A 21,788-nucleotide genomic window follows, 5' to 3' on the forward strand; every position below is an offset into this window, starting at 1 on the left:
CGAACCCCGCTGCGGGTGACCGCCGTCAGCGCGCCCCGTGGGAGGGGGCGAGGGCCTCGACGCGTTCGGCGAGCGCGAAGTCGGCGCCTGTGACGGCGTCGCCCGCGCTGTGCGTGTTCACGGACACCCGGACCGTGTCGTAGCCGAGGGTCACGTCGGAGTGGTGGTTCAACTCGTCCTGGACACCGGCGATGTGGACGACGAGCGCACTCGCCGCGAAGTGCGTGCCCAGCCGGTAGGTGCGCACGATCCGGTCGTCCTCGAAGGCCCAGCCGGGGAGTTCCCGCAGCCGGTCCTCGATCTCCTTCTGCGAAAGCGGCTCGTTCGCCATCGGCATGCTCCTTCACCGTCCGGTCCGGAATCGTTTCCGACGTGGGGTCAAGGTTCCCACAGCGCACGCCGCGGGGAGCGTGTCGCGCCGTGGTGCGTGCGGGTTCTTCCACGCCTTCCGGGGGAACACCCCGCCGGACGAACGGATGGACACCCCCTATCCTCGCGGGCATGACCTCCACCCCGTCCGTCGGAGCCCTGCTGCGCACCTGGCGGGAGCGGCGCGGCATCAGCCAGCTGGAGCTGGCGGGCCGCGCCGACTCCTCGTCCCGGCACATCAGCTTCATCGAAACCGGCCGGTCCCGGCCGAGCAAGGAGATGGTCCTGCGGCTCGCGGACCACCTCGACGTGCCGGTCCGCGAGCGCAACACGCTGCTGCTGGCGGCGGGTTACGCCCCGCACTACGCGCAGACCCCGCTGGACGATCCCTCGATGGGGACGCTGCGCGAGGGCCTGGAGCGGTTGCTGACCGGCTACGAGCCGTATCCGGCCCTGGTCGTGGACGCCGTGTACGACGTCGTCGCCGCCAACCGCGGCATCGCGATGCTGCTCGACGGGCTGCCCGAGCACCTGCTGCTCCCGCCGCTGAACGCCATGCGCATCACCTTGCACCCGCAGGGCCTGGCCCCGCGGATCCGCAACCTCGGGGAGTGGCGCGGGCATCTGCTGGCCCAGATGGAGCGGCAGATCGCGCTGTCCCGCTCGGAGCCGCTGCGCGCGCTGTACGAGGAGGTGTCCGGGTATCCGGTGGACACCGGGCCGCAGCTCGCCGAGCCCGGGGCCGGGGCCGCGGAGGGCGTCGCGTACATCGCGCTGCCGCTGCTGATCGAACACGAGGGGCACCTGCTGTCGTTCGTGTCCTCGATCGCGACGTTCAACACCCCGATGGACGTGACCGTCGCCGAGCTGGCCGTCGAGACGCTGCTGCCGGCCGACGCGGCGACGGCGAAGTTCCTGCACTCAGCGGGCCTGTGAGGCGGACTGCCGCATCGCCAGCCACTGGACGTACGCGAAGCCGGCGACGACGAGGGCCTGGACCGGGATCCACACGAGGCCGGCGGTGGTGGGGGCGTCCCAGAGGAGGAGCGAGACGATGCTGAGCGCCGCCCAGGCCCCGTTGGCCGCGACCACGAACGTCACGGCGGGGACCGGCGGCCGGCGGCGCGAGGCGAGCCCGCCGACACCGGCGCCGTAGAGGGTCAGGAACAGGCCGAGTTCGAGCAGGGTGGCCTGCCCGACGCCGAGCAGCCGGCCGAGCGGGGCGCTGAGGGCGGCGTACGCGAGGCCGTTCCCGGCCGTGACCACGCAGTCCAGGGCGAGGAAGCGGCGTAGCGCGGTCTGCGGGACGGGGGTACGAGCGATGCTGCCGAGCAGGGTCGCGGACATGACGGATCGGCCTCCATGACGGGTCGGTCGGTGGCGAACGGTCGCGGTCCGGGACACGGACGCGGTGGCGCACGCCGTGCGAGCTCGCGGTCGAACGCGCTGGTGGGACGGGCCCCGAGGCCGAGTGCGCGGACTCGGGACCCGATGCCCCCACTCTCCCCGCCGCCCCCGCCGGGGTCGATTACCCGCGAGGTCATGCCCGTGGAGCGGGGCGAGGGGCGGGGCGAGGGGTGCCAACTTTCTTTGAGCCACATCGCAAGAAACGTTGGGGTTCTCCTGTCTCGGTGCCGGGCGGAGGGCTACGCTGCTGACAGCCGAAGCTCTCGAACGTCCTCTCGACATACGGAGAACCACACGGTGCCAGCCGCCGACCGAGCCGACCTGGGCCGTGCCTGGGCCCGCGTGGCGGCGTTGGCCGAGCGGAGCGGCCGGGATCCGGCCGCGGTCCTGTGCCCGGAGCGGCTGAGCCGCCTGTGCGGGGTCGAACCGGCGCTCGTCCCGCAGGTCGTGGCGGGGACCGCGCCCGAACTTCCGCTGTGCCTGCGGGTCCACCGGCGCTTCCTGCGGCTGCGGGCCACCCGCCGTGACAAGCACGGCCGGGAGTGGCCGCTGGCCGCCATCGCGGAGGACTTCCAGGCGCCGGGCGCCTCCCTGGGCCCGCTCAACGCGGGCACCGGGCTGCCCCGGCTGGGCCATGCGGCGGGCGTGCAGCGGTTCTTCGGGGTCTACGCCGGCTTCCTCCTGGCCGACAGCCAGAGCGCGGTGGAGCACGCCCTCGCCGCCACCGGCGCCGGCGCCCCGGCGGACCTCGGGCACCTCTCGTACCTGACGGGCATGGAGCCGTGCGACATCCGGCTCACCCTCGACGGGGCTCCGCCCCGGCTGCCGCTCAAGGAGCAGGTCCGCCGGCGCTTCGAGCACCTGCGGCGCACCCGGCTGCGCGCGGACGGCCAGGTCCACTCCCTGGCCGCCATCGCCCGGTCCTTCTGCGCCTCGGGCCAGTCCCTGACCCGCCTCGCGCACGGCGAGGGGCTGCCCAACCTCGCGGCGGCAGCCGGGATCCAGCGCTTCTACGGGGTCGATGGCGGCTTCCTGCTGGCCGACGACACCGAGGCGCTCACCACCGCCCTCGCCGGCATCGAACAGGAGCTGGAAACCGCCGGCCCCCGCACGGAAAACCCGATGCTGGCCGTCCTGCGGGCGCACGATGTACGCAGCATCGTCGCGCGGGCCGGGCGGCTCTCCCCGGCGGGCTGGAAGTCCCTGGCCGGCCACCTGGACGACCTGCTGGCCCGCGAGGGCCAGCTGACGCGCGAGGGCACGGGCCGCGTGGCGGTGCCGGACGACCGGAAGGCTGCCGAGGGGGGAGCGCCATGAGGACCACACGCACCATGCGGAAACTCGGCGGGGATCTGCTGGCGGAGGCGCGCCTGGCGCGGCCGGCCGATGCCGCCGGGATCATCGGGGGCCTGTGCGCCGCGTACGGCCGCCGGCGCGGCGGGCGGCCGGTGGAGTTCCGCTTCGCCAAGTTCCCGCCCGACACGGCCAGCGGACTCTGGCTGGAGATGGAGCAGCGCGACCTGCTCGTCATCGAGGAGCGCACCCGCCCCGAGCACCAGCTCGTCATCGCCTGCCACGAGTTATGGCACCTGGAGGAAGGCACCTGTGACAGCCACGGCCCGGGCATGGCCGTGGCGGCCCGGCTCACGGGAGCCCGGGGCGGCCTCGCGGAGCTGCTGCACTCGGAGACCGGACTGGGCAGCGTGGTCCGGCAGGCGGCCGCTCGCGCCGACCGGGAGGATCCGGCGGAGATCCGGGCCGAGACCTTCGGCCTGTACCTCGGCCAAGTCCTCAAGGCGTACCTTCCGGGGCCCCGCGAGGAGCGGTCCCCCGAGGCGATCGAGCGCATCAAGTCCTCGCTCGGCTGGGGCCGTTGAGTGCACGCCCCCGCGGCGTACCGATGACGCCCCGGTGACCGGCCCCCCTCCCGACGCACCTCACGCGCGCCGCTGCCCCCGCACGGCCCCGACAGAGAGCTCCACGATGACCCAGTCCTCCCCGCCCCGCCACGCCGTCGTCATCGGCGGCAGCATGGCCGGCCTGCTCGCGGCGGCCGTGCTCGCCGAGCACGCGACGGTCACGATCATCGACGCCGACACGCTGCCCGACAGCCCGGCGCCGCGGCGCGGGCTCCCGCAGGCCCGGCACGTCCACGTCATGTGGTCGGGCGGGGCGCGCGCCATCGAGGAGATACTCCCGGGCGTCACCGACGCGTGGACGGCGGCGGGCGCGATCCGCCGCAGCCTGCCCACCGACCTGGTCACCATGACCGCCCAGGGCTGGATCCCGCGCTGCGGGGAGAAGCAGTTCAACATCTCGTGCAGCCGCGACCTCCTCGACGCGGTGGTCCGCGCCCGGGTGACCGGCCTGCCGGGCGTCAGCACCCTCCAGCAGAGCCGCGTACGGGCCCTGGAGGGCACGGCGGCCCGCATCACCGGCGTCCGCGTCGACACCCCGCAGGAACAGAACCGGCTGGTGGGCGCCGACCTGGTGGTCGACGCGAGCGGACGCGGTTCGCGGGCCCGGTCCTGGCTCCAGCAGCTGGGGGTCGGCGGGATCAGACAGGCCCAGGTCGACTCCGGCCTGGTGTACGCGACACGGATCTTCGAAGCCCCGGCCGGGGCGCACGAGATGGGCTTCCCGATCGTCAACGTGCAGTCCGATCCCCGGGTGTACGTACCCGGCCAGACCGCGACGATCGTCCCCATCGAGAACGGCCAGTGGCAGGCCACCCTGTCCGGCACCCGCGGCGGCCAGCCCACCGGCGACCCCGAGCTGTTCATCCCGTTCGCCAAGGGGCTGCGCGACCCGATCGTCGGCGAGCTCCTCGTCGGCCGCAAGCCCCTCACCGACATAGCCGTCACCCAGGGCACCGCCAACCGCCGGGTCTACTTCGAGAAGGCGGACCTGCCCGACGGGTTCTTCGCCGTCGGCGACTCCGTCGCCACCTTCAACCCGCTGTACGGGCAGGGGATGACGGTCGCCGCGCAGGGGCTGCTGGCCGTACGGGCCCTGCTGCGCACCCAGGGCCTCGCCCACCCCTCCTTCGGCCGCGAGGCACAGCGCGCGCTCGTCCCCCAGGTGGCCACCGCCTGGGAGCTCGCCACCTCGCAGGACATCCTGTACCCGGGGGCCACCGGCATGAAGCCGCGGGCCGGTACCGGGCTGCTCAACTCGTACGTCAGCCGGCTGATGACCGGGGCCACCACGCGGGAGGCGCTGACCGCCGCGTTCCTCCAGGTCGTCACCATGAGCAGCACGCCCGCGTACTGGCTGCGCCCCTCGGTGGTCTGGCACGTGCTGCGCGCCTCCGACCAGGGTGCGCTGAAAGCGCCGCCGCTGACCGCGGCGGAGCGCCGCGTCGCGGGGCTCGACCAGGGCTCTGGGCCGGTCGATCCCGTGGGCCCCGTCGGCCAGGCGCGATGAGCGACGGTCTCATCCTCTACGTGCCCGGGTCGGTCATGATCCTGGCGCTGCTGATCAAGGCGCCGACCCTGCGCCGGGGCTGGGACCAGCCGCTCATGCGGGCGGTGTGCACCCTGCTCGTCGTCGGCTGCATGGTCATGTTCCTGGCGGCGCCGCCGACGATCTCCGCGGTCAACCGGCTCACCGGGATCGTCAACTTCTCCGCGCCGCTGGTGTACAGCGTGCTGACCGCGTTCTCCGGCTCGTGCATCGTCCTGGTCCTGCAGTGGGGCGGGGGCCCGCCGGCGGTCGTACGGCGGGCGACCCGGCTGACGGTGGCCGTGTTCGGCGCCGTCACCCTGCTCATCGTCGTCCTGTTCGCGATCGGTGACGCGCCCGTGGAGCGGCTGCGCGACCTGGACACGTACTACGCCAACACGCCCTGGCTGCGCGAGATGATCGTCTGCTACCTGCTCGCGCACACCGTGGGCAGTTCGACGCTCACCCTGCTGTGCTGGAAGTGGCTGCTGCGCGTACGCCCCTCGCTGCGCCCGCTGCGCACCGGGCTGGCCCTGATCGTGCTCGGCGGGGTGCTGGACCTGGGCTACCTCGTGGCGAAGTGGACGGCGGTGGGCGCCCGCTGGGCGGGCCGCGACTGGGACGGGCTGTCCACGTACGCGGCCCCGCCGTTCGCCTCCGCCGCGGCCCTGATGGTGGGCTCGGGGTTCATCGTGCCGCTGGTCGGCGGCTCGGCTGCCTGGCGGGACTTCAGCCGGTACCGGCTGCTGCATCCGCTGTGGAAGGCGCTGCGCGGCTTCGCCGCGTCGAGCGTGACGACGGTGCCGCTGACCTGGTGGTCGCCGATCGGGATCCGGCTGATCCACCGCGAATCGGTGATCGACGACGGGATCCTGGCGCTGGCCTGCTGGTTCGATCCGGCCGTACGGGAAGCGGCGTACGAGGCCGCCCTCGGTCAGGGCCTGTGCGCGTCGCGGGCCTCGCTCGTGGCGGACGCGGCCATGCTCGCCTCGGCTTGCCGGCGCCGGGAGGCGGCGGCCGCCGCCGAGGCCGCCGACCGCGCGGCCGCGGCCGACCAGGGGCTGCCCGAGCCGTACCGGCTGGATTCCCGGCCGCTGGCCGCCCTGGCCCGGGAGTTCCGCACCTCGCCGATCGTGGCGGCCGCGCGGAGGGATCCGGCCCCGATCTGAGCACCCCGGCAGGGCGCCCGGCGGGGCCGGTGGTCCGGCCTCAGCCCACGAGGGCGTCCTCGGGCTCGGGATTGCGGGCGAGCCAGGCCCCGTACGCCCGCACCCGCCGCCAGTGCTGGAGCTGGTCGAGGGCGAAGGCGGCCCGCGGGGAGGCCGCCGGGCGCGGCTCCAGGCCGCGGGCCATCCGGTGCAGCTGGAACCGTACGAAGGCCAGCAGCCCCGCCCCGGCCAGGTCCCGGTCCTTCCACCCGAGCGGCTCCACGGTCACGCGGACGTCCTCCCCGGCGCGCCAGCGGGCCGGCAGGTCGGGGCGGAACGCGAGCGCGGAGGCGAGCCCGACGACGGAGACCCCGCGCGCCAGGACCTTGCGCGCGGTCTCCTGGCGGGCTATCCCGCCGGTCAGCATCAGCGGCATCGTGGCCGCGTCCAGGAACTCCTCGGCGAAGGAGAGGAAGTACGCCTCCCGTTCGAGGGTCCGCAGATCGGCGGTGCGGCCCAGGGTGGCGGGGCTCTCGACGCTGCCGCCGGACAGTTCGACCAGGTCGACGCCGAGGCCGCCCAGGGCCGCGATGACCTGCGCGGCGTCCCCCGTGTCGAACCCGCCGCGCTGGAAGTCGGCGGTGTTGAGCTTGACGCCGACCGCGAAGCCGGGGGCGACCTGCGCGCGGACCGCCCGGACGACCTCCGTCAGCAGCCGCACCCGGTTCTCCGGGCTGCCGCCCCAGCGGTCGGTGCGCCGGTTGACCAGCGGGGAGAGGAACTGGCTGATCAGATAGCCGTGGGCGGCGTGGATCTGCACCCCGTCGAAGCCGGCCGCCTCCGCCCGCCGGGCGGTGACCGCGAACCGGGCGACGGTGGCCTCGATGTCGGCCTCGGTCATCGCGGTGGGGCGGGCGAAGCGCTTGGTGTGCTTGCCGAGGCTGACCCCGATGTCGGAGGGCGCCCAGGCCGTTCCGGGCATCTCGGAGCCGACCTGCCGGCCCGGGTGGTTGATCTGCATCCAGACCCGGCCGCCGCCCTCGGACGCGGCCTCGGCCCAGCGGCGGAAGGGATCGAGCGGGGAGCGGGCGTCGAGGACGATGGTGCCCGGGGCGGTCAGCGCCCGGCGGTCGACCATCACGTTCCCGGTGATCAGGAGACCGGCGCCGCCGCGCGCCCAGCGGCGGTAGAGGTGCTCGATGCGCTCGTCGGGCAGCTGGCCGGCTCCGGCGAGGCTCTCCTCCATGGCCGCCTTCGCCAGGCGGTTCGGCAAGGTGGCGCCGCCCGGCAGCTCCAGTGGCGTGAAAAGGTCCATCGGCAGTTCCCCCCAGGAAACATGTTGCACGTGTCATCCCGCGCCCCGGCGCAAAGATACCGCCCGCTCCCCGGCGCCCGTCAGGCTCCGTACGCAAGTATCCGGACACCCACCGGAACGCGGAACGCCCCGGGCCGAGGGCCCGGGGCGCGTGCGTACGGGGAGTCCCCGCGGGGCGATCAGAGGTCCGCGAGCTCCAGACCGGCCTGGGCGGCGGCGGCCCGCACGGTCTGCTCCAGCAGGACGGCGATGGTCATCGGGCCGACGCCGCCGGGGACCGGGGTGATCAGCGAGGCGCGGGCGGCGGCCGACTCGAAGTGGACGTCGCCGACGTTGCCCTCGTTGTAGCCCGCGTCCAGGACGACGGCGCCGGGCTTGATGTCCTCGCCGCGGATGAATTCGGCCTTGCCCACGGCGGCGACCAGCACGTCGGCCTGGCGCACGATCGAGGGGAGGTCCACGGTGCGGGAGTGGCAGTAGGTGACGGTGGCGTTCTGCTCCAGCAGCAGCATGCCGGCCGGCTTGCCCAGGATGGCGCTGCGGCCGACGACCACCGCGTGCTTGCCGGTCAGGTCCACGTCGTACTCGGCGAGGAGGCGCATGATGCCGCCGGGGGTGCAGGAGACGAAGCCCGGCAGTCCGAAGCCCATGGCGGCGAAGGAGTGCATGGTGACGCCGTCGACGTCCTTGCCCGGGGCGATGGCCTCGAAGGCGGCGCGCTCGTCGATGTGGTGCGGGACCGGGTGCTGGAGCAGGATGCCGCTGATCTGCGGGTCCTCGGACAGGGCGGTCAGGGCGGCGACGAGCTCCTGCGTCGTCGTGGATGCCGGCAGCTCGACGTGGCGGGAGGTGATCCCGGCCTTGGCGCAGCGGTTCTGCTTCATCTTCACGTACGTCACGGACGCCGGGTCCTCGCCGACCAGGACGGTCGCGAGGCAGGGGGCGGTACCAGTGCGCTCGGTGATCTTCGCCGCGAGGGCGGCGGTCTGCTCGGAGATGCGGCGGGCGAGGGCGGTGCCGTCCATCAGCCGGGCGGTTCCCGCGGCGGTGGTGGCGTTGGCGGTCTGGGCAGTCGTCACGGGGGCTCCTGGGCGTCGCTGCGGATCGCGGTGCGCGGATGCGCGTGTCGCGGGGTTCGCGGTTCGCCCAGGCGCGCGGCAGGAGGCGTACGTGCGGACATACGCCGGGCCGCTCCCCGGTGGTGATCCACCCGAACGCCAGTCACGGCCCGCCTCCACTCTAATGGACCCCGCCCGGGTGTGCGGTGGTGCGCGGCGGCTCCCGCTCCACGGGATCCGGTCAAACCGGTGGATCACCGGCGCCGCTCCTGGGACGATCGAGACATGACGCGTACTTTCGACCACCTCGTCGCCGAGGCCGAGTCCGTTTCGGTGGATGGATGGGACTTCTCCTGGCTCGACGGGCGGGCCACCGAGCAGCGCCCCTCCTGGGGCTACCAGCGCCTGCTCGGCGAGCGCCTCGCCCGGGTCCGCTCCGCCCTCGACATCCAGACGGGCGGTGGGGAGGTGCTCGCCGGTGCCGGGCCGCTGCCCCCGCTGACGGCGGCGACCGAGTCCTGGCCGCCCAACATCGAGAAGGCGACGCGGCTCCTGCACCCGCTGGGCGCGGTGGTCGTCGCGGACGCCGACGAGCCGCCGCTGCCGTTCGGCGACGCGGCCTTCGAGCTGGTCGCGAGCCGCCACCCGGTGACCATCTGGTGGGAGGAGATCGCCCGGGTCCTGCGCCCGGGCGGAACGTACCTGTCGCAGCAGGTCGGGCCGGCTAGCGTCTTCGAGCTGGTCGAGTACTTCCTCGGACCCCAGCCGGAGGAGGTCCGGCGCGGCCGCCACCCCGACGACGCCGTCTCGGACGCCGCCAAGGCCGGACTCGAAGTGGTGGATCTGCGCTCCGAAAGACTGCGTACGGAGTTCCACGACATCGGAGCCGTGATCTACTTTCTCCGGAAGGTGATCTGGATGGTGCCCGGCTTCACGGTCGGGCAGTACCGGGACCGGTTGCGCGAGCTCCACGAACAGATCGAACGTGAGGGCCCGTTCGTGGCGCACACGGCCCGTTTCCTCATCGAGGCCCGCAAACCGGGCTGACGGAGAAAAGGGGGCGCGGGCGCGGACGGATCCACGGCCGAATGGTTGCGCGCCCACAGCGTGGCGCAGGTCACTCAATTCAGCGCGTAACGAATCGACTCGGGCATGCGATGAACCGACAGGTGTCCTCGCGCGGCCCCGGAATACAGACCCCCCTCGGGCCTGTTTCCCGAGTCCGCGCGATGATGTCCCGCCCACTCCCTATCTGTTCGCAACGAGAGGCTCCTTGTGTCGCTCAGCCCGTCCCGTACGTTCCCTCCGGAGATCGCCGAATCGGAGGCCCTCGTCACGCTCGTCGAGCGCGGCCGCGAGCAGGGTCACATCAACGGTGACGATGTGCGCCAGGCCTTCGAGGCCGGCCGCATCCCGGTGGACCAGTGGAAGCGGGTCCTGCGCAGCCTGAACCAGGTCCTGGACGAGGAGGGTGTGGCGCTGCACGTCAGCGCCGCCCCCGCCACGAAGGCCGCCGCGAAGAAGCCCCGCAAGGCGGCCGCCGCACCTGCCCGCACCGTGACCAAGAAGGCGGCCGCCGCGCCGCGCCCCATCGGTGCGCGCAAGGCCTCGGCCACCAGCGCGGCCCCCGCCACCGCGGCGGCGATATCCGCTTCGCCGGCCGCGGCCACCGAGGACGAGGTGGCGGCCGACGCCGTCGCCGAGCCGAAGAAGCGGGCGGTCAAGAAGACCGCCGCCAAGAAGACCGCGGTGAAGAAGACCGCCGCCGCGGCCAAGAAGACCAGCGCCAAGGACTCCGACGAGGGCGAGACCCCGGCCGCCGAGGGTGAGGACTGGGCCGCCGAGGACCTCGTCGACGAGGTCGAGGAGGAGGCCCCCAAGGCCGGCGGCACCCAGGGCTTCGTGCTGTCCGACGACGACGAGGACGACGCCCCGGCCCAGACGGTCATGGTGGCCGGCGCCACCGCCGACCCCGTCAAGGACTACCTGAAGCTGATCGGCAAGGTGCCGCTCCTCAACGCCGAGCAGGAGGTCGAGCTCGCCAAGCGCATCGAGGCGGGTCTCTTCTCCGAGTACAAGCTCGAAGAGGAGGAGGACCACAAGCCCGCGTTCAAGCGCGAGCTGGAGATCCTCGTCGAGGACGGCCGCCGCGCCAAGAACCACCTGCTGGAGGCCAACCTCCGCCTCGTGGTCTCGCTGGCCAAGCGCTACACCGGCCGCGGCATGCTCTTCCTGGACCTGATCCAGGAGGGCAACGTCGGTCTGATCCGCGCCGTGGAGAAGTTCGACTACACCAAGGGCTTCAAGTTCTCCACGTACGCGACCTGGTGGATCCGGCAGGCGATCACGCGCGCCATGGCCGACCAGTCGCGCACCATCCGCATCCCCGTCCACATGGTCGAGATCATCAACAAGCTGGCGCGCGTGCAGCGCCAGATGCTCCAGGACCTCGGCCGGGAGCCCACTCCGGAGGAGCTGGGCAAGGAACTCGACATGACCCCCGAGAAGGTCATCGAGGTCCAGAAGTACGGCCGCGAGCCGATCTCCCTGCACACCCCTCTGGGTGAGGAGGGCGACAGCGAGTTCGGTGACCTCATCGAGGACTCCGAGGCGGTCGTGCCGGCCGACGCGGTGTCGTTCACCTTCCTCCAGGAGCAGCTCCAGTCGATCCTCGGGACGCTCTCGGAGCGTGAGGCGGGCGTCGTCTCGATGCGTTACGGCCTGAACGACGGCCAGCCGAAGACCCTGGACGAGATCGGCCGCGTGTACGGGGTCACCCGTGAGCGCATCCGCCAGATCGAGTCCAAGACCATGTCGAAGCTGCGCCACCCGTCGCGTTCGCAGGTGCTGCGCGACTACCTCGACTAAACCGTCCGCCGGGCCGTCCGCGCCCCGCAGGCCTGTCACAAGACCGGCCCGCGGGGCGCGGGTGCTTTCCTCAGTTCTCCAGGAGATGTTTGAGCATCTCCTCGTCGCGCGGCATCTCCTTGCGGGCGTGCGGCTTGACCACGAGCGGGGCGATGACCCTGCCGATGCCGTGGCCCTCGAAGTCGAGGTCCAGGGTCAGGCGCGAGCGCTTGCCGCCGTCGAGGGGCTCGATGGTGCCCCGCACGTCGCCGCGCACCGGTCCGCCGATGCCCCGGACGTGCCAGCTGCGCGGCCGGTCGAGCTCCGTGACCTGCATGGTCATCGGAAACTCCCGTCGGCCCAGGCGCCGGGTGACGACGGTCTTCGATCCGACGTGGAGGGGTGTGCCCTGGAGCGGGCGCGCCGAGACGGCGCTGTCCTGCCACTCCGGCAGGCGCGTCGGGTCCGTCACGTAGTCGAAGACGTCCTCGGGAGTGCGGGAGATGTCGATGCTCTTCCTGATCGCGGACATGGCGACCCCTTACTGCCCCCTGCCGGCCTCTCCTTCCACGCTACCGCGCAGGTCAGGCGGTGTCCCGCTGCTCGGCCCGCTGCTTGCGCGCGCTCATCGCGGCGTAGACGAGGACGCCGGCGAACAGGAACAGGACGCCCTGGTAGACGGCCGCGTAGCCGGAGCCGGCGACCAGCCACATCGAGAAGGCGAACGCCAGGGCGGCCAGGATCCCGTCGCGGACGAGGCGGCCCCGGTGGACGCGCTCGGCCTGCCCGGAGAGCAGGAAGTACATCTGCGCGGCGGTGGCGAGCAGGTACGGGACGGTCGCCGTGAAGGTGGTGACCAGGACGAGGATCTCGAAGACCCCGTCCGAGCCGACCGTGTAGTTGTAGATCGTCAGGCCGGAGGCCAAGGCGACGGTGACGAGCACGCCGACCACCGGGACGCCCCGCCTCTTCATCGCGAAGACCTGGGGGAAGAGCCCGTCGCGGGCGGCGGCGTACGGGGTCTGCGCGCTGAGCAGCGTCCAGCCGTTGAGGGCGCCGAGCATCGAGATCACGGCCGCGCAGGCGACCAGGGTGCCGCCCCACGTACCGCCGAACATGGCGTTGACGGCGTCGGTGAAGGGGGCCTCGGAGGCGACCAGCCGGTCGTGCGGGACCAGGCCGAAGACGGAGAGCGTGCCCAGCAGGTAGACCACGGCCGCGCCGGCGGCGCCGAGGATCGTCGCCCGGCCGACGTTGCGGGCGGGGTCGCGGACCTCTCCCGCGCTGACGGCGGCCGACTCCACGCCGAGGTAGCTGAACAGCAGGATCGCCGCGGCCGCGGACACCGCGCCGACGGGGCTCTGGCCGGTGGCCTGGAAAGGGCCGAGGTTCGCCGGGTCGAAGAAGAACAGCCCGCCGACGGCGACCAGCAGCAGCGGGGCGAACTTCAGTACGGTGGAGACCAGTTGGACGGCGCCGACGTACCGGGTCCCGGCCAGGTTGGCGAGCGCCGGGAGCCACTGCACGGTGAGGGGTGCCAGGCACATCGCCGCCTTGTGCTCCCCGATGGCCGGGAAGAGCACGGACAGGTAGCCGACCGCCGCGACCGCGAGGGCCGCGTTCGAGACCCAGGCGGTGATCCAGTAGCTCCAGGCCGCGAGGAACCCGGCGAAGTCGCCGAACGCGGCGCGGGCGTAGACGTATGGGCCGCCGGTCTGCGGGAGCCGCCGCGCGAGCCGGCCGAAGACCAGGGCGAGGGCGATCGCGCCGGCGGTGAGCACGCCGAAGGCGACCAGGCTGATCGTGCCGAAGGGTGCCACCGAGGCGGGCAGCAGGAAGATCCCGCCGCCGATGATGTTGCCCATGACCAGGCAGGTCGCGATCGGCAGGCCGAACCGCCGGGCGTGGGGGTCGCGGCCCTGCTCCGGGGGTGCGGCGGTCTCGGTGGGCAGGGCTGCGGTGCTGGTCATTGGTGGTGCGCCTCGGAATGTCTCACATGCTGGGCAGGGTCAACACATGGTTGACCAGCGCGCGGACGGCGCAAAATCAGCGGATTTCGTCCCGCGCGGACACCCCTGCGGAAGGAAGGCTTCCGCTCTTTCCGTCCCGGGGCCGGTGTTCCTCCACCGGCTCCCCCGGGGGGTCCGCCCTCAGCGCGCTCTCCGGCGCGGTTACCGGCACCTGCGGGCCGTCCGCCTCCCGCAGCCAGCGCCGCAGCACCTCGTGGACGGCCTCCGCGCCCACCAGGTCCGGCTCAGGCTCCGACAGCTCCGCCGGCCACATCAGGAACGCACGGCTCTGCTCCCCGCCCAGGCCTCCGTGCGAGCCGATCTGTTCCTCGAAGGCGTGCACCTCCCCGGTGCGCGGGTCGTACGCCGAGTTCACCATGACGTCGGCCACGTGCGGGAAGGCGTCGGTGCGCCGGACGGCCCGCGCCGCGTCCGGTCCGAACCGGGCCAGCAGCTCCTCGGCCGCTCCGGGCTCGTCGAGGCGCGCCACCGCCCCGCCCGGACCCAGCACCTCCCCGTCCACCAGCAGGAACCCGATGCCCGGATGGTTGGCCAGGGTCGCCAGCAGGGCCGGGTGCGCCCGCTCGATCCGCTCCCGCGAGGCCCGCCCCGGCAGGTCCGGGAAGGAGATCAGGCCGAGGTTGCCCGAGGCCAGCACCACGGGGTCCGGGCCCCGCCCCGGCTGGGCCCGCTCGTCCTCCTCCACAGGCCGGTGCAGGGCCGCGAGCACCGCCGCGCGGGCCTCGGCGCCGCTGCGGGTGCGGCCGGCCCGGCGGGGGACCGGCAGTCCGCAGCCCGCGCGGACCAGGTCCTTCAGGGTGAGCCCGTACCGGCCGAGGAACGTCTCCCCCGGGCTCTGGCCGTGGTCCGAGAGCAGCACGATCCGGTACTCCCGGGGCGCGTGCTCGGCGACGCGGGCGAGCAGCGCGAGGGTGCGGTCGAGCCGGGCCAGTACCCGGTCGGTGTCCCGGCCGTGCGGCCCCGAATGGTGGGCGACCTCGTCGTAGGCGACCAGGTCCGCGTAGATCGCGGCGCGCCCCGCGAGCATGTCGCCGATCACCGCCGCGGCGACGACGTCCCGTTCGACCACCGTCGCGAAGGCCCTGATCAGGGGGTACGTTCCGCCGCGGGCCACCCGGGGCCGCTCCTCCCGCAGCCGGGACCGCAGCGACTGGCCGATCTCCCGGGCCACCTCGGCGACGAAGGACAGGGCGGTGCGGACGGCGTTCGCCGGATCGCAGAAGTACGCGAAGTAGCCCGCGCGGGAGCGGTTGGCCCGGCCCCGCCTCGCCGAGACCGACAGGACGAGGGCCAGCTGGTCGGCGCCGCCGCTGAACAGGTTGCCCCGGCTCGCCCCGTCGAGGGTGAGCAGCCCGCCGTCGCCGGTGCGGGCGATGGCCCGGCGCTGGAGTTCGGCGGCGCTGCTGGGCCGGTTGCAGACCACCACCTCGCCGGTGTCCTTCTCGTACCAGCGGAACGCGGGCACGTCGAAGGTGGAGCCGTGCAGGATGCCAAGCTGGCTGGCGCCGGTCTGGCTGGACCAGTCGGTGCGCCAGGCGGTGATGCCATGGCTGCCGTCCAGCCAGCCGGCCACCGTGGGCATCAGGCCGCTGCCCGCCGCGCGGCGCAGCGTCTGGTACCCGACGCCGTCGAGCTGGAGGAAGAGCAGTCCGGGGGCGGGCTCGCCGGGACGGGCCGCGCCCCGGTGCCGGGTGCGCCGGCGGCGCCGGTGGGCGAGCCGGTGGAGCCGGCGCCGGTAGGCCTCGTCATCACGTACGGCCAGGGCGGTGGAGGTCGTGGAGGCGACGGCGGACATGACGGCGGCCACCACCACGGCGGTCTCCGGGGCCACTTCGCCGCGGCCGGAGGGGATCAGACCGAGGGCGAGCAGCAACAGCGAGCCGTTGAGGAAGAAGACGAGCAGTCCGAGCACCAGCGCGGGCACCAGCAGCAGGGCCCGGACCAGTACCGGCCACACCAGCGCGCTCAACAGGCCGAAGGCCCCGGCGCCCCAGGCGGCGGTCAGCCCGATCCGGGTGACGCTGTCCCCGTCGCCGGACCGGAGCCGGAAGTCGGGCAGGAGGCCGGCGAGCGCGAGCATCGTGAGGGTGGACACCGCCCAGACCAGGATCACCCGTACCAGGGCGCTGCCCAGGCTCCGCCACCGTCCTCGCCACACGCCGTACCGCCTCGTGTCTCCCCCGGATCCGCGCCCCGCCCGCGGCCCCGGCCGCATCCTCCAGCGTCGCACAGGGCGGCGGCCCCGGCCGGGTGACCACGGTGGCGCACGGAGGTGCGCACCACGGCGGCCGGGAGCGCGGGGCGCGCGCTCCCGGCCGCCGGGCTACGTGCCGTCGTAGCCGGCGGTCGGCATGGACAGCCGGCGGTGCACCTCGGCCTTCATGGCGGAGGTGTACTGCGGCTCGGCGAGCCCGGCGGTCTCCAGCCGTACGCCGCGCCGCTCGCATTCCGCGCTGAACTCCTCGACGGAGCGCAGGGCGCGGGCCAGGACCCGGCGGTTGGGCGCGACGAAGAGGTCGACCTGGCCCGCCTCGACATCGCACCAGAGCCCGCAGTGGTCGGCGCGCAGTCCGTAGAAGAGCAGCGTCCTCGTCACCACGTAACCCCGGTCGGCGGCCCAGCGGGCGCACATGGCCTGCTGGCTGCGGGTGTCGACGGCGAAGGGGTCGGTGTCCAGATCCTCGAGCGGGGCCAGGCTGGCGATAGCGGCCACACGCAGCTCATCCATGCCGCCCGACCCTACTCCGATCCGCGGCCCGCGAGGAGGGGGCTGCGGACTTCGGTTCGGGGCACGTCCGGTGGGCAGGATCTACCCTTCGAGACACCCCCAGGGGCGCCGGGGGACGCACGAGCGACGGGGAGGCCGCGTGCCGGTGGAGATCACCTGGTGGGGCCATGCCACGTGCGCGGTCGAGGACTCCGGGGTGCGGCTGCTGACGGACCCGCTGTTCGCGCGGCGGCTCGCGCATCTGCGGCGGCGGCGCGGGGCGCTTCCCCCGCCGGAGGCGGCCGAGGCCGACGCGGTGCTGGTGTCGCACCTGCACGCCGACCATCTGCACCTGCCCTCGCTGGCCCGGCTGGCGCCCGGCACCCGGCTGCTGGTGCCGCGCGGTGCGCGCCGCGCCGTGCCGGGGCTCGCGCGGGTGGCGGGCGCGCGCGGCCTGCCCGTCACGGAGGTGGCTCCGGGCGAGGAGGTCGGCGTACGGGCGGGGGTGCGGGTCCGGGCCGTCAGCGCACGCCACGACGGGCGGCGGCTGCCGTTCGGGCCGCGTCTGGCGCCGGCGCTCGGGTACGTGGTCCAGGGCTCGGCACGGACGTACTTCGCCGGGGACACCGGGCTGTTCGAAGCGATGGCCGAGGAGGTCGGGCCGGTGGACGTGGCCCTGCTGCCGGTCGGCGGCTGGGGCCCGTACCTGGGGCCGGGGCATCTGGACCCGGCCGGGGCGGCGCGGGCACTGGCGGAGCTCGCGCCGGCGGCGGCGGTGCCGGTGCACTACGGGACGTACTGGCCGATCGGGCTGGACGCGGTGCGCCCCCACGAATTCCACTCGCCGGGCGAGGAGTTCGCACGGCGGGCCCGCCTGCTGGCGCCGAAGGTGACGGTACGGGTGCCCGGCCACGGCGAGCGGGTACGGCTGCCGTGAGGTGGGGGGTGTACGGGCCGCACGGTCTCGGGGCGGCGGTCGTGGCGGCCGGGGCCGGCCAGGTGCCCCCGGAGACGACCCGGCAGGCGGTGGGCTACCCGGCGCTGTTCGTACTGGTGGCGCTGGGAGCACTGGTGCCGGTGATCCCGACGGGGGCGCTGGTGAGTTCGGCGGCGGTGGTGGCGTTCCATCAGCAGTCGCTGCCCTTCGGGGTGCTGCTGGTGTGCGCCGTCGCGGCCGTGGCCGCGTTCGCGGGGGATCTGGCGCTGTACTGGCTGGGGCGGCGCGGGGTGCGGTCCCGGGGCGGCTCGCGGTGGCTGGAGGCGCTGCGGGGGCGGGCGACGCCCGAGCGACTGGCGCAGGCGCAGCGGGGGCTGGACGAGCACGGGGTGCTGGTGCTGGTGGTCTCCCGGCTGGTCCCGGCGGGCCGGATCCCGGTGATGCTGGCCTGCCTGCTGGCGCGGCTCCCGCTGCGCCGCTTCGCCCGCGGCGACGCTCCGGCCTGCCTCGCGTGGGCTGCGACGTACGGGCTGATCGGCATCCTGGGCGGTTCCCTGTTCTCGGAGCCGTGGAAGGGCGTCGCGCTCGCGGTGGCCGTGACCCTGCTGATCAGCGGGGCGCCGGCGCTCTGGCGCCGGCTGCGGAGCTGAGACCGGCTGGGCTCGGACTCCTGCGCCTGCGGCCGCGGTCGGGCCGGCGCGGTCAGCGCGGCTCGCGCAGTCCCGCGACCAGGAGGTCGACCATGCGGCGCGCGTCGTAGCGGGAGTCGGCCTCGGCGCCGATGCAGAGGTTCCCGATGCCGCGCATGAGCTGGTACGCGGTGAGGTCGGAGCGGATTTCGCCCGCTTCGACGGCGGCGTCGAGGAGCTCGGTGCAGACCGGCAGGAGGCGGTCGAGGAAGTAGGCGTGCAGCGTCTCGAAGCCGGCGTTGTCGGCCTGCATCGCGCCCGCGAGTCCGTGTTTGGTGACGAGGAAGTCGGCGAAGAGCCGGACCCACCGGCCGAGGGCGGCGTGCGGGGTCGGGCCGGCCGCCAGCAGGGCCGGTCCGGCCTCGGCGCAGGCCTCGACCTGGTGGCGGTAGACGGCGATGACGAGGTCCGCCCGGGTGGGGAAGTGCCGGTAGATCGTGCCCATGCCGACGCCGGCCTTGGCCGCGATGTCGCGTACGGGCGCCTCGACGCCCGAGGTGACGAAGACCGCCGCCGCGGCGTCCAGCAGGGTCTGCTGGTTGCGCCGGGCGTCCTTGCGCTTGGACGCCGCCGCGCTTCCCGCGTTTTGGCCGTTCTCGCTCACGACGGCACTCCTTCCCTCACACCCTTGCAAAGCGGAACAGCGCTCCGTATCGTTTGCGGAGCAGGGTTCCGGTTCGCCCATGATGGCAGAACGGCGCGCCTCCCACCAGGCCGCCCACCGGACGGGCCTGCGAAGACACCGAACGGAAGGCAGTTCCATGTCCGCGATCTCCCCGACCTCCCCGACCTCCGCGACCTCCGCGACCTCCTCGACCTCCTCGACCTCCTCGACCTCCTCGACCTCCGGGTCGGACCACCCGGGGCCCCGGCCGTCCACGGCCGCCGCGGCCACCGTGATATCCGCCAGGCCGGTCGTCCTGCCGGCGCCGAGCGGCCGCGGCGAGGACCTCCAGGTGAGTGTGTGCGCCCCCGCCACCGGCGGCGACCTGCCGGTCATCGTCTTCTCGCACGGCTTCGGCTGGTCGATGGACGGCTACGCCCCGCTCGCGGACCACTGGGCCGCCGAGGGCTTCGTGGTCGTCCGGCCCACCCACCTCGACTCCCGCACGCTCGCCATCCCGCACGAGGATCCCCGTACGCCGCGGATCTGGCGCACCCGCGTCGAGGACCTCACGCTCGTGCTCGACGGACTCGGCGTGCTGGAAGCCTCCGTGCCGGGCCTGGCCGGCCGCGTCGACCACGGCCGCATCGCCGTGGCGGGCCACTCCTGGGGGGCCCAGACGGCGAGCACGCTGCTGGGCGCACGGGTCCTGGACGCCGACGGCGTTCCCGGCGAGGACATGTCCGACCCCCGCGTCACGGCGGGCGTACTGCTCGCCCTGCCCGGTCTGGGCGACAGCCTCACCCCGTTCGCCGCCGAGAACCTGCCCTTCATGAAGCCGTCCTTCGACACCATGACCGCCCCGGCCCTCATCGTCGCCGGCGACCGGGACGACTCGGCGCTGTCCACCCGCGGCCCGGACTGGTTCACCGACGCCTACACCCACAGCCCGGGCCGCAAGAGCCTGCTCACCCTGTTCGGGGCCGAGCACTCGCTCGGCGGCGTCCCGGGGACCGAGGTGGCCGAGACCACCGACGAGAGCCCGGAGCGCGTCGCCCTGATCCGGCGGCTCAGCACGGCCTACCTCCGCAGCGCCCTCTCGCCCGCGGACACCGGCTGGAGGGAGGCCGTCGCCGCCCTGGAGAACGACCCGCGGGCGCTCGGCGACCTGTTGAGCAAGTAGCCCGGAGACCTGCGGGGCAGGCAGCCCGGCGCACCAGCCGCCGAACCGGAGCGGAACGCGGACGGGAGCCGACCCGGGCCGGGGCGTCACAGGGTCCGGGAGCCGCCGATCGGGAGGTCCCAGAGGTCCTCGCGGGGCAGTCCCGCCCGGGCCCAGGCCGCGCGGACCCGCTCCAGCGGCTCCGTCACCGGTTCCGCCGACAGGACGAAGGTCCCCCAGTGCATCGGCGCCATCCGTCTCGCCCCCACGTCCTGGCAGGCCCGCACGGCCTCTTCCGGGTCGGTGTGGACGTCCCTCAGCCACCACCGCGGCGCGTACGCCCCGATCGGCAGCAGCGCCAGGTCGATCCCCGGATGGCGCCGGCCGATCTCCCCGAACCAGTGCCCGTATCCGGTGTCCCCGGCGAAGTACACCTTCCGCGGTGTCCCGGGGGCCTGCGTCTCGCTCAGCACCCAGCCGCCCCACAGCGTCCGGCACGTGTCGAGCAGCGAGCGCTTCGACCAGTGGTGCGCCGGGACGAAGTCGAAACGCACCCCGCCCAGTTCGGCGCACTCCCACCAGTCGAGCTCCGTGACCCGGCTGAAGCCGCGGCGCCGGCACCAGCGGGCCAGGCCGGCCGGGACGAAGAGCGGGGTGTGCCGGGGCAGCCGCTTGAGGGTGGGCGCGTCGAGGTGGTCGTAGTGGTTGTGGCTGATCACCACCGCGTCCACCGGAGGCAGTTCCTCCCAGCCCACCCCGACCGGGGTCAGCCGGGCCGGGGTGCCGAGGATGCGCCGCGACCAGACGGGGTCGGTCAGTACGGTCAGGCCGCCGATCCGCAGCACCCAGCTCGCGTGACCCGCCCACGTGGCGCAGAGCGTCCCCGGCGCGACGGCGGGCAGCGGGGCGGGGTCGTAGGGGAGGTCGGGGATGCCCCGCAGCCCCTCGGGGCCAGGCCGGAACGCGCCCTCGCGCGCGAGCCGGGCGAAGGCCCGCGCCCCGGGCAGCGGTGTGGTCAGCCGGTCGGCGAAGGAAGGCGGCCAGCTCCGCAGCTCCCCCGGCGGCCGGGGCGCCGCGGGGGCGGGAGCGGTGCCGGGGGCCGGCCCCGGGCGGCCGGTGCCCGGGGACTCCGGGGGCGCGGGGGCGGTGGCCGCGATGCCCGGGGGCCCGGGGGTGTCCGTCCGATCCCTCATGTGGAGCTCTCCGTTCACCGCACAGCGGGCTCGTACCGGTCAGGTCAGGAGATCAGTCCGGCCAGGACCGACCCCAGGAGGTCCAGGGAGCGCCGTACGTGCGGGAGGCCCAGGGGGTCGCGGGCGGTGAGCGCGGCCAGCCGCTCCTGCGGGGTGGCGCCGAGCAGCGGGCCCGTCGAGAGGCGGACCCGCAGCGCGCCCAGTTCGTCGGCGAAGCGCTGTCCGCCGGGGGTGGGCGCGCCGAGCCGCCCGCCGAGGTGGTCCTCCAGCTCCATGGCATCGCGGACCCCCTGCCTGGCCAGCCCGGCGCGCAACGGGGTCAGGTCGGCGTACAGGTGGCGCCCCGCCTGCGGCGGCCGGGCGAACGCGCCGACCGCCAGCAGCTCCCGGTGGGCGGCCGCGGCGACCACCCCGTGCAGCGCCGCCGCGGCGTGGGCCCGCCCGGCGACGGCGTCGGGTTCGTCGAGCGCGTACGCGGCGGCCCCGGCGACCGGGCCCGCGACCGTGGCCCCGGTCGCGGTGAGGATGTCGAGGGTGCGGGCCCGCAGCCAGGTGCCGCGCGGGGTGCCGGGGAAGCGGACCACGGCCGCCGGCCAGCCGGCGGGCAGCAGCGCTCCGGACAGGTCGAGGAGTACGGCGGCCTGGTCGGGCAGCATCTCGGCGGGGCTCAGGACGAAGGTGTCGTGCGGCCGGTGGACGGTGTCGCGCCAGCTCTCGTCGCTGACGACGAACAACCCGGCGTCCCCGGCCGCCTCGCAGGCCTCGCGCAGCATTTCGGGCGGGGGGACGGTCGCCGTCGGGTCGTCGGCGACCGACAGCAGCAGCACGCGCGGATCGCCGCCCTCCGCCCGCACCCGCCGTACGGTCTCCAGCAGGGC

21 protein-coding genes and 1 riboswitch are annotated in these 21,788 nt (G+C 74.2%); of the genes, 10 read left to right on the top strand and 11 right to left on the bottom strand.

Annotated elements, in window-relative coordinates; genetic code table 11:
* Positions 1 to 25 precede the first annotated feature (25 nt).
* The gene (locus ACS04_RS12125; protein ID WP_048476562.1) at positions 26 to 331 is read right to left on the bottom strand and encodes a 4a-hydroxytetrahydrobiopterin dehydratase; all 306 of its coding nucleotides are present in this window, start codon (positions 329 to 331) and stop codon (positions 26 to 28) included.
* A gap of 170 nt (positions 332 to 501) precedes the next feature.
* On the opposite strand from ACS04_RS12125, the gene ACS04_RS12130 reads away from it, so the two are divergent.
* A complete protein-coding gene (locus ACS04_RS12130; protein WP_048476563.1) occupies positions 502 to 1,305 on the top strand; it encodes a helix-turn-helix domain-containing protein in 804 nt (267 codons plus the stop codon).
* Here ACS04_RS12130 and ACS04_RS12135 read toward each other — a convergent pair.
* Complete coding sequence (locus tag ACS04_RS12135; protein ID WP_048476564.1) at positions 1,291 to 1,716, bottom strand: hypothetical protein; 426 nt, start codon at positions 1,714 to 1,716, stop codon at positions 1,291 to 1,293. The genes ACS04_RS12130 and ACS04_RS12135 overlap by 15 nt on opposite strands.
* A 357-nt stretch (positions 1,717 to 2,073) precedes the next feature.
* Between ACS04_RS12135 and ACS04_RS12140 the strand changes: the two genes are divergently transcribed.
* The 4 genes from ACS04_RS12140 (at position 2,074) to ACS04_RS12155 (ending at position 6,389) form a co-directional block, all read left to right on the top strand.
* A complete protein-coding gene (locus tag ACS04_RS12140) occupies positions 2,074 to 3,093 on the top strand; it encodes a hypothetical protein (protein WP_048476565.1) in 1,020 nt (339 codons plus the stop codon).
* Positions 3,090 to 3,653, top strand: coding sequence for a toxin-antitoxin system, toxin component (locus tag ACS04_RS12145; RefSeq protein ID WP_245236373.1), 564 nt, complete (start codon positions 3,090 to 3,092; stop codon positions 3,651 to 3,653). The genes ACS04_RS12140 and ACS04_RS12145 overlap by 4 nt, the downstream gene beginning before the upstream one ends.
* A 106-nt stretch (positions 3,654 to 3,759) precedes the next feature.
* On the top strand, positions 3,760 to 5,202 hold the full coding sequence (locus ACS04_RS12150) for an NAD(P)/FAD-dependent oxidoreductase (protein ID WP_048476567.1): 1,443 nt from the start codon (positions 3,760 to 3,762) through the stop codon (positions 5,200 to 5,202).
* Positions 5,199 to 6,389 carry an MAB_1171c family putative transporter gene (locus ACS04_RS12155; protein WP_048476568.1) on the top strand — a complete coding sequence of 397 codons (1,191 nt, stop codon included), beginning with the start codon at positions 5,199 to 5,201 and terminating at the stop codon, positions 6,387 to 6,389. Before ACS04_RS12150 ends, ACS04_RS12155 begins: the two co-directional genes overlap by 4 nt.
* 40 nt (positions 6,390 to 6,429) lie before the next feature.
* Here the strand turns inward: ACS04_RS12155 and ACS04_RS12160 are convergent, their stop codons facing one another.
* Together ACS04_RS12160 and ACS04_RS12165 are read right to left on the bottom strand one after the other, a co-directional pair.
* A complete protein-coding gene (locus ACS04_RS12160; protein ID WP_048476569.1) occupies positions 6,430 to 7,683 on the bottom strand; it encodes an NADH:flavin oxidoreductase/NADH oxidase family protein in 1,254 nt (417 codons plus the stop codon).
* Between the two features lie 179 nt (positions 7,684 to 7,862).
* Entirely contained in the window at positions 7,863 to 8,708 is an 846-nt protein-coding gene (locus ACS04_RS12165) for a bifunctional 5,10-methylenetetrahydrofolate dehydrogenase/5,10-methenyltetrahydrofolate cyclohydrolase (protein WP_048476605.1), read from the bottom strand.
* 112 nt (positions 8,709 to 8,820) lie between these two features.
* Positions 8,821 to 8,918: riboswitch (ZMP/ZTP riboswitch) on the bottom strand.
* Between the two features lie 108 nt (positions 8,919 to 9,026).
* Here ACS04_RS12165 and ACS04_RS12170 point away from each other — a divergent pair.
* Together ACS04_RS12170 and ACS04_RS12175 are read left to right on the top strand one after the other, a co-directional pair.
* Entirely contained in the window at positions 9,027 to 9,788 is a 762-nt protein-coding gene (locus tag ACS04_RS12170; protein WP_048476570.1) for a class I SAM-dependent methyltransferase, read from the top strand.
* Positions 9,789 to 10,016: 228 nt separating this feature from the next.
* Positions 10,017 to 11,609, top strand: a complete 1,593-nt coding sequence (locus ACS04_RS12175) for an RNA polymerase sigma factor (protein WP_048476571.1) — start codon at positions 10,017 to 10,019, stop codon at positions 11,607 to 11,609.
* A gap of 70 nt (positions 11,610 to 11,679) precedes the next feature.
* Here ACS04_RS12175 and ACS04_RS12180 read toward each other — a convergent pair whose 3' ends face one another.
* The 4 genes from ACS04_RS12180 to ACS04_RS12195 form a co-directional block, all read right to left on the bottom strand.
* On the bottom strand, positions 11,680 to 12,120 hold the full coding sequence (locus ACS04_RS12180; RefSeq protein WP_048476572.1) for an SRPBCC family protein: 441 nt from the start codon (positions 12,118 to 12,120) through the stop codon (positions 11,680 to 11,682).
* Between the two features lie 52 nt (positions 12,121 to 12,172).
* Complete coding sequence (locus tag ACS04_RS12185; RefSeq protein WP_078864687.1) at positions 12,173 to 13,558, bottom strand: amino acid permease; 1,386 nt, start codon at positions 13,556 to 13,558, stop codon at positions 12,173 to 12,175.
* A 76-nt stretch (positions 13,559 to 13,634) separates the two neighbouring features.
* A complete protein-coding gene (locus ACS04_RS12190; protein WP_048476573.1) occupies positions 13,635 to 15,776 on the bottom strand; it encodes a phage holin family protein in 2,142 nt (713 codons plus the stop codon).
* Positions 15,777 to 15,941: 165 nt separating this feature from the next.
* The gene (locus ACS04_RS12195; protein WP_048476574.1) at positions 15,942 to 16,346 is read right to left on the bottom strand and encodes a hypothetical protein; all 405 of its coding nucleotides are present in this window, start codon (positions 16,344 to 16,346) and stop codon (positions 15,942 to 15,944) included.
* 139 nt (positions 16,347 to 16,485) lie between these two features.
* On the opposite strand from ACS04_RS12195, the gene ACS04_RS12200 reads away from it, so the two are divergent.
* Positions 16,486 to 17,262 (top strand): MBL fold metallo-hydrolase, encoded by a 777-nt coding sequence (locus ACS04_RS12200; protein WP_048476575.1) that lies wholly within the window; start codon positions 16,486 to 16,488, stop codon positions 17,260 to 17,262.
* A gap of 8 nt (positions 17,263 to 17,270) precedes the next feature.
* Entirely contained in the window at positions 17,271 to 17,912 is a 642-nt protein-coding gene (locus tag ACS04_RS12205) for a DedA family protein (protein ID WP_245236374.1), read from the top strand.
* A gap of 52 nt (positions 17,913 to 17,964) precedes the next feature.
* Here ACS04_RS12205 and ACS04_RS12210 read toward each other — a convergent pair whose 3' ends face one another.
* Positions 17,965 to 18,555 carry a TetR/AcrR family transcriptional regulator gene (locus tag ACS04_RS12210; RefSeq protein ID WP_048476576.1) on the bottom strand — a complete coding sequence of 197 codons (591 nt, stop codon included), beginning with the start codon at positions 18,553 to 18,555 and terminating at the stop codon, positions 17,965 to 17,967.
* Between the two features lie 157 nt (positions 18,556 to 18,712).
* Here ACS04_RS12210 and ACS04_RS12215 point away from each other — a divergent pair, with 157 nt between their 5' ends.
* Positions 18,713 to 19,738, top strand: a complete 1,026-nt coding sequence (locus ACS04_RS12215; RefSeq protein WP_078864689.1) for an alpha/beta hydrolase family protein — start codon at positions 18,713 to 18,715, stop codon at positions 19,736 to 19,738.
* An 86-nt stretch (positions 19,739 to 19,824) separates the two neighbouring features.
* Here ACS04_RS12215 and ACS04_RS12220 read toward each other — a convergent pair whose 3' ends face one another.
* Both ACS04_RS12220 and ACS04_RS12225 read right to left on the bottom strand, forming a co-directional pair.
* On the bottom strand, positions 19,825 to 20,910 hold the full coding sequence (locus tag ACS04_RS12220) for an MBL fold metallo-hydrolase (RefSeq protein ID WP_048476577.1): 1,086 nt from the start codon (positions 20,908 to 20,910) through the stop codon (positions 19,825 to 19,827).
* Between the two features lie 44 nt (positions 20,911 to 20,954).
* Positions 20,955 to 21,788, bottom strand: an 834-nt coding sequence (locus tag ACS04_RS12225; RefSeq protein WP_048476578.1) for an aminopeptidase, incomplete at its 5' end; no start/stop codon positions are given.

This window comes from Streptomyces roseus (assembly GCF_001044425.1).
Taxonomy (GTDB): Bacteria; Actinomycetota; Actinomycetes; order Streptomycetales; family Streptomycetaceae; genus Streptomyces; species Streptomyces roseus.

Bases quoted from the DNA above. Each gene is read 5' to 3' on its own strand.
- ACS04_RS12165 (WP_048476605.1), bottom strand. From the start codon at position 8,708: ATGGACGGCACCGCCCTCGCCCGCCGCATCTCCGAGCAGACCGCCGCC.
- ACS04_RS12220 (WP_048476577.1), bottom strand. From the start codon at position 20,910: ATGAGGGATCGGACGGACACCCCCGGGCCCCCGGGCATCGCGGCCACC.
- ACS04_RS12215 (WP_078864689.1), top strand. From the start codon at position 18,713: ATGTCCGCGATCTCCCCGACCTCCCCGACCTCCGCGACCTCCGCGACC.
- ACS04_RS12130 (WP_048476563.1), top strand. From the start codon at position 502: ATGACCTCCACCCCGTCCGTCGGAGCCCTGCTGCGCACCTGGCGGGAG.
- ACS04_RS12145 (WP_245236373.1), top strand. From the start codon at position 3,090: ATGAGGACCACACGCACCATGCGGAAACTCGGCGGGGATCTGCTGGCG.
- ACS04_RS12125 (WP_048476562.1), bottom strand. From the start codon at position 331: ATGGCGAACGAGCCGCTTTCGCAGAAGGAGATCGAGGACCGGCTGCGG.
- ACS04_RS12180 (WP_048476572.1), bottom strand. From the start codon at position 12,120: ATGTCCGCGATCAGGAAGAGCATCGACATCTCCCGCACTCCCGAGGAC.
- ACS04_RS12155 (WP_048476568.1), top strand. From the start codon at position 5,199: ATGAGCGACGGTCTCATCCTCTACGTGCCCGGGTCGGTCATGATCCTG.
- ACS04_RS12195 (WP_048476574.1), bottom strand. From the start codon at position 16,346: ATGGATGAGCTGCGTGTGGCCGCTATCGCCAGCCTGGCCCCGCTCGAG.
- ACS04_RS12150 (WP_048476567.1), top strand. From the start codon at position 3,760: ATGACCCAGTCCTCCCCGCCCCGCCACGCCGTCGTCATCGGCGGCAGC.
- ACS04_RS12170 (WP_048476570.1), top strand. From the start codon at position 9,027: ATGACGCGTACTTTCGACCACCTCGTCGCCGAGGCCGAGTCCGTTTCG.
- ACS04_RS12185 (WP_078864687.1), bottom strand. From the start codon at position 13,558: ATGACCAGCACCGCAGCCCTGCCCACCGAGACCGCCGCACCCCCGGAG.
- ACS04_RS12135 (WP_048476564.1), bottom strand. From the start codon at position 1,716: ATGTCCGCGACCCTGCTCGGCAGCATCGCTCGTACCCCCGTCCCGCAG.
- ACS04_RS12160 (WP_048476569.1), bottom strand. From the start codon at position 7,683: ATGGACCTTTTCACGCCACTGGAGCTGCCGGGCGGCGCCACCTTGCCG.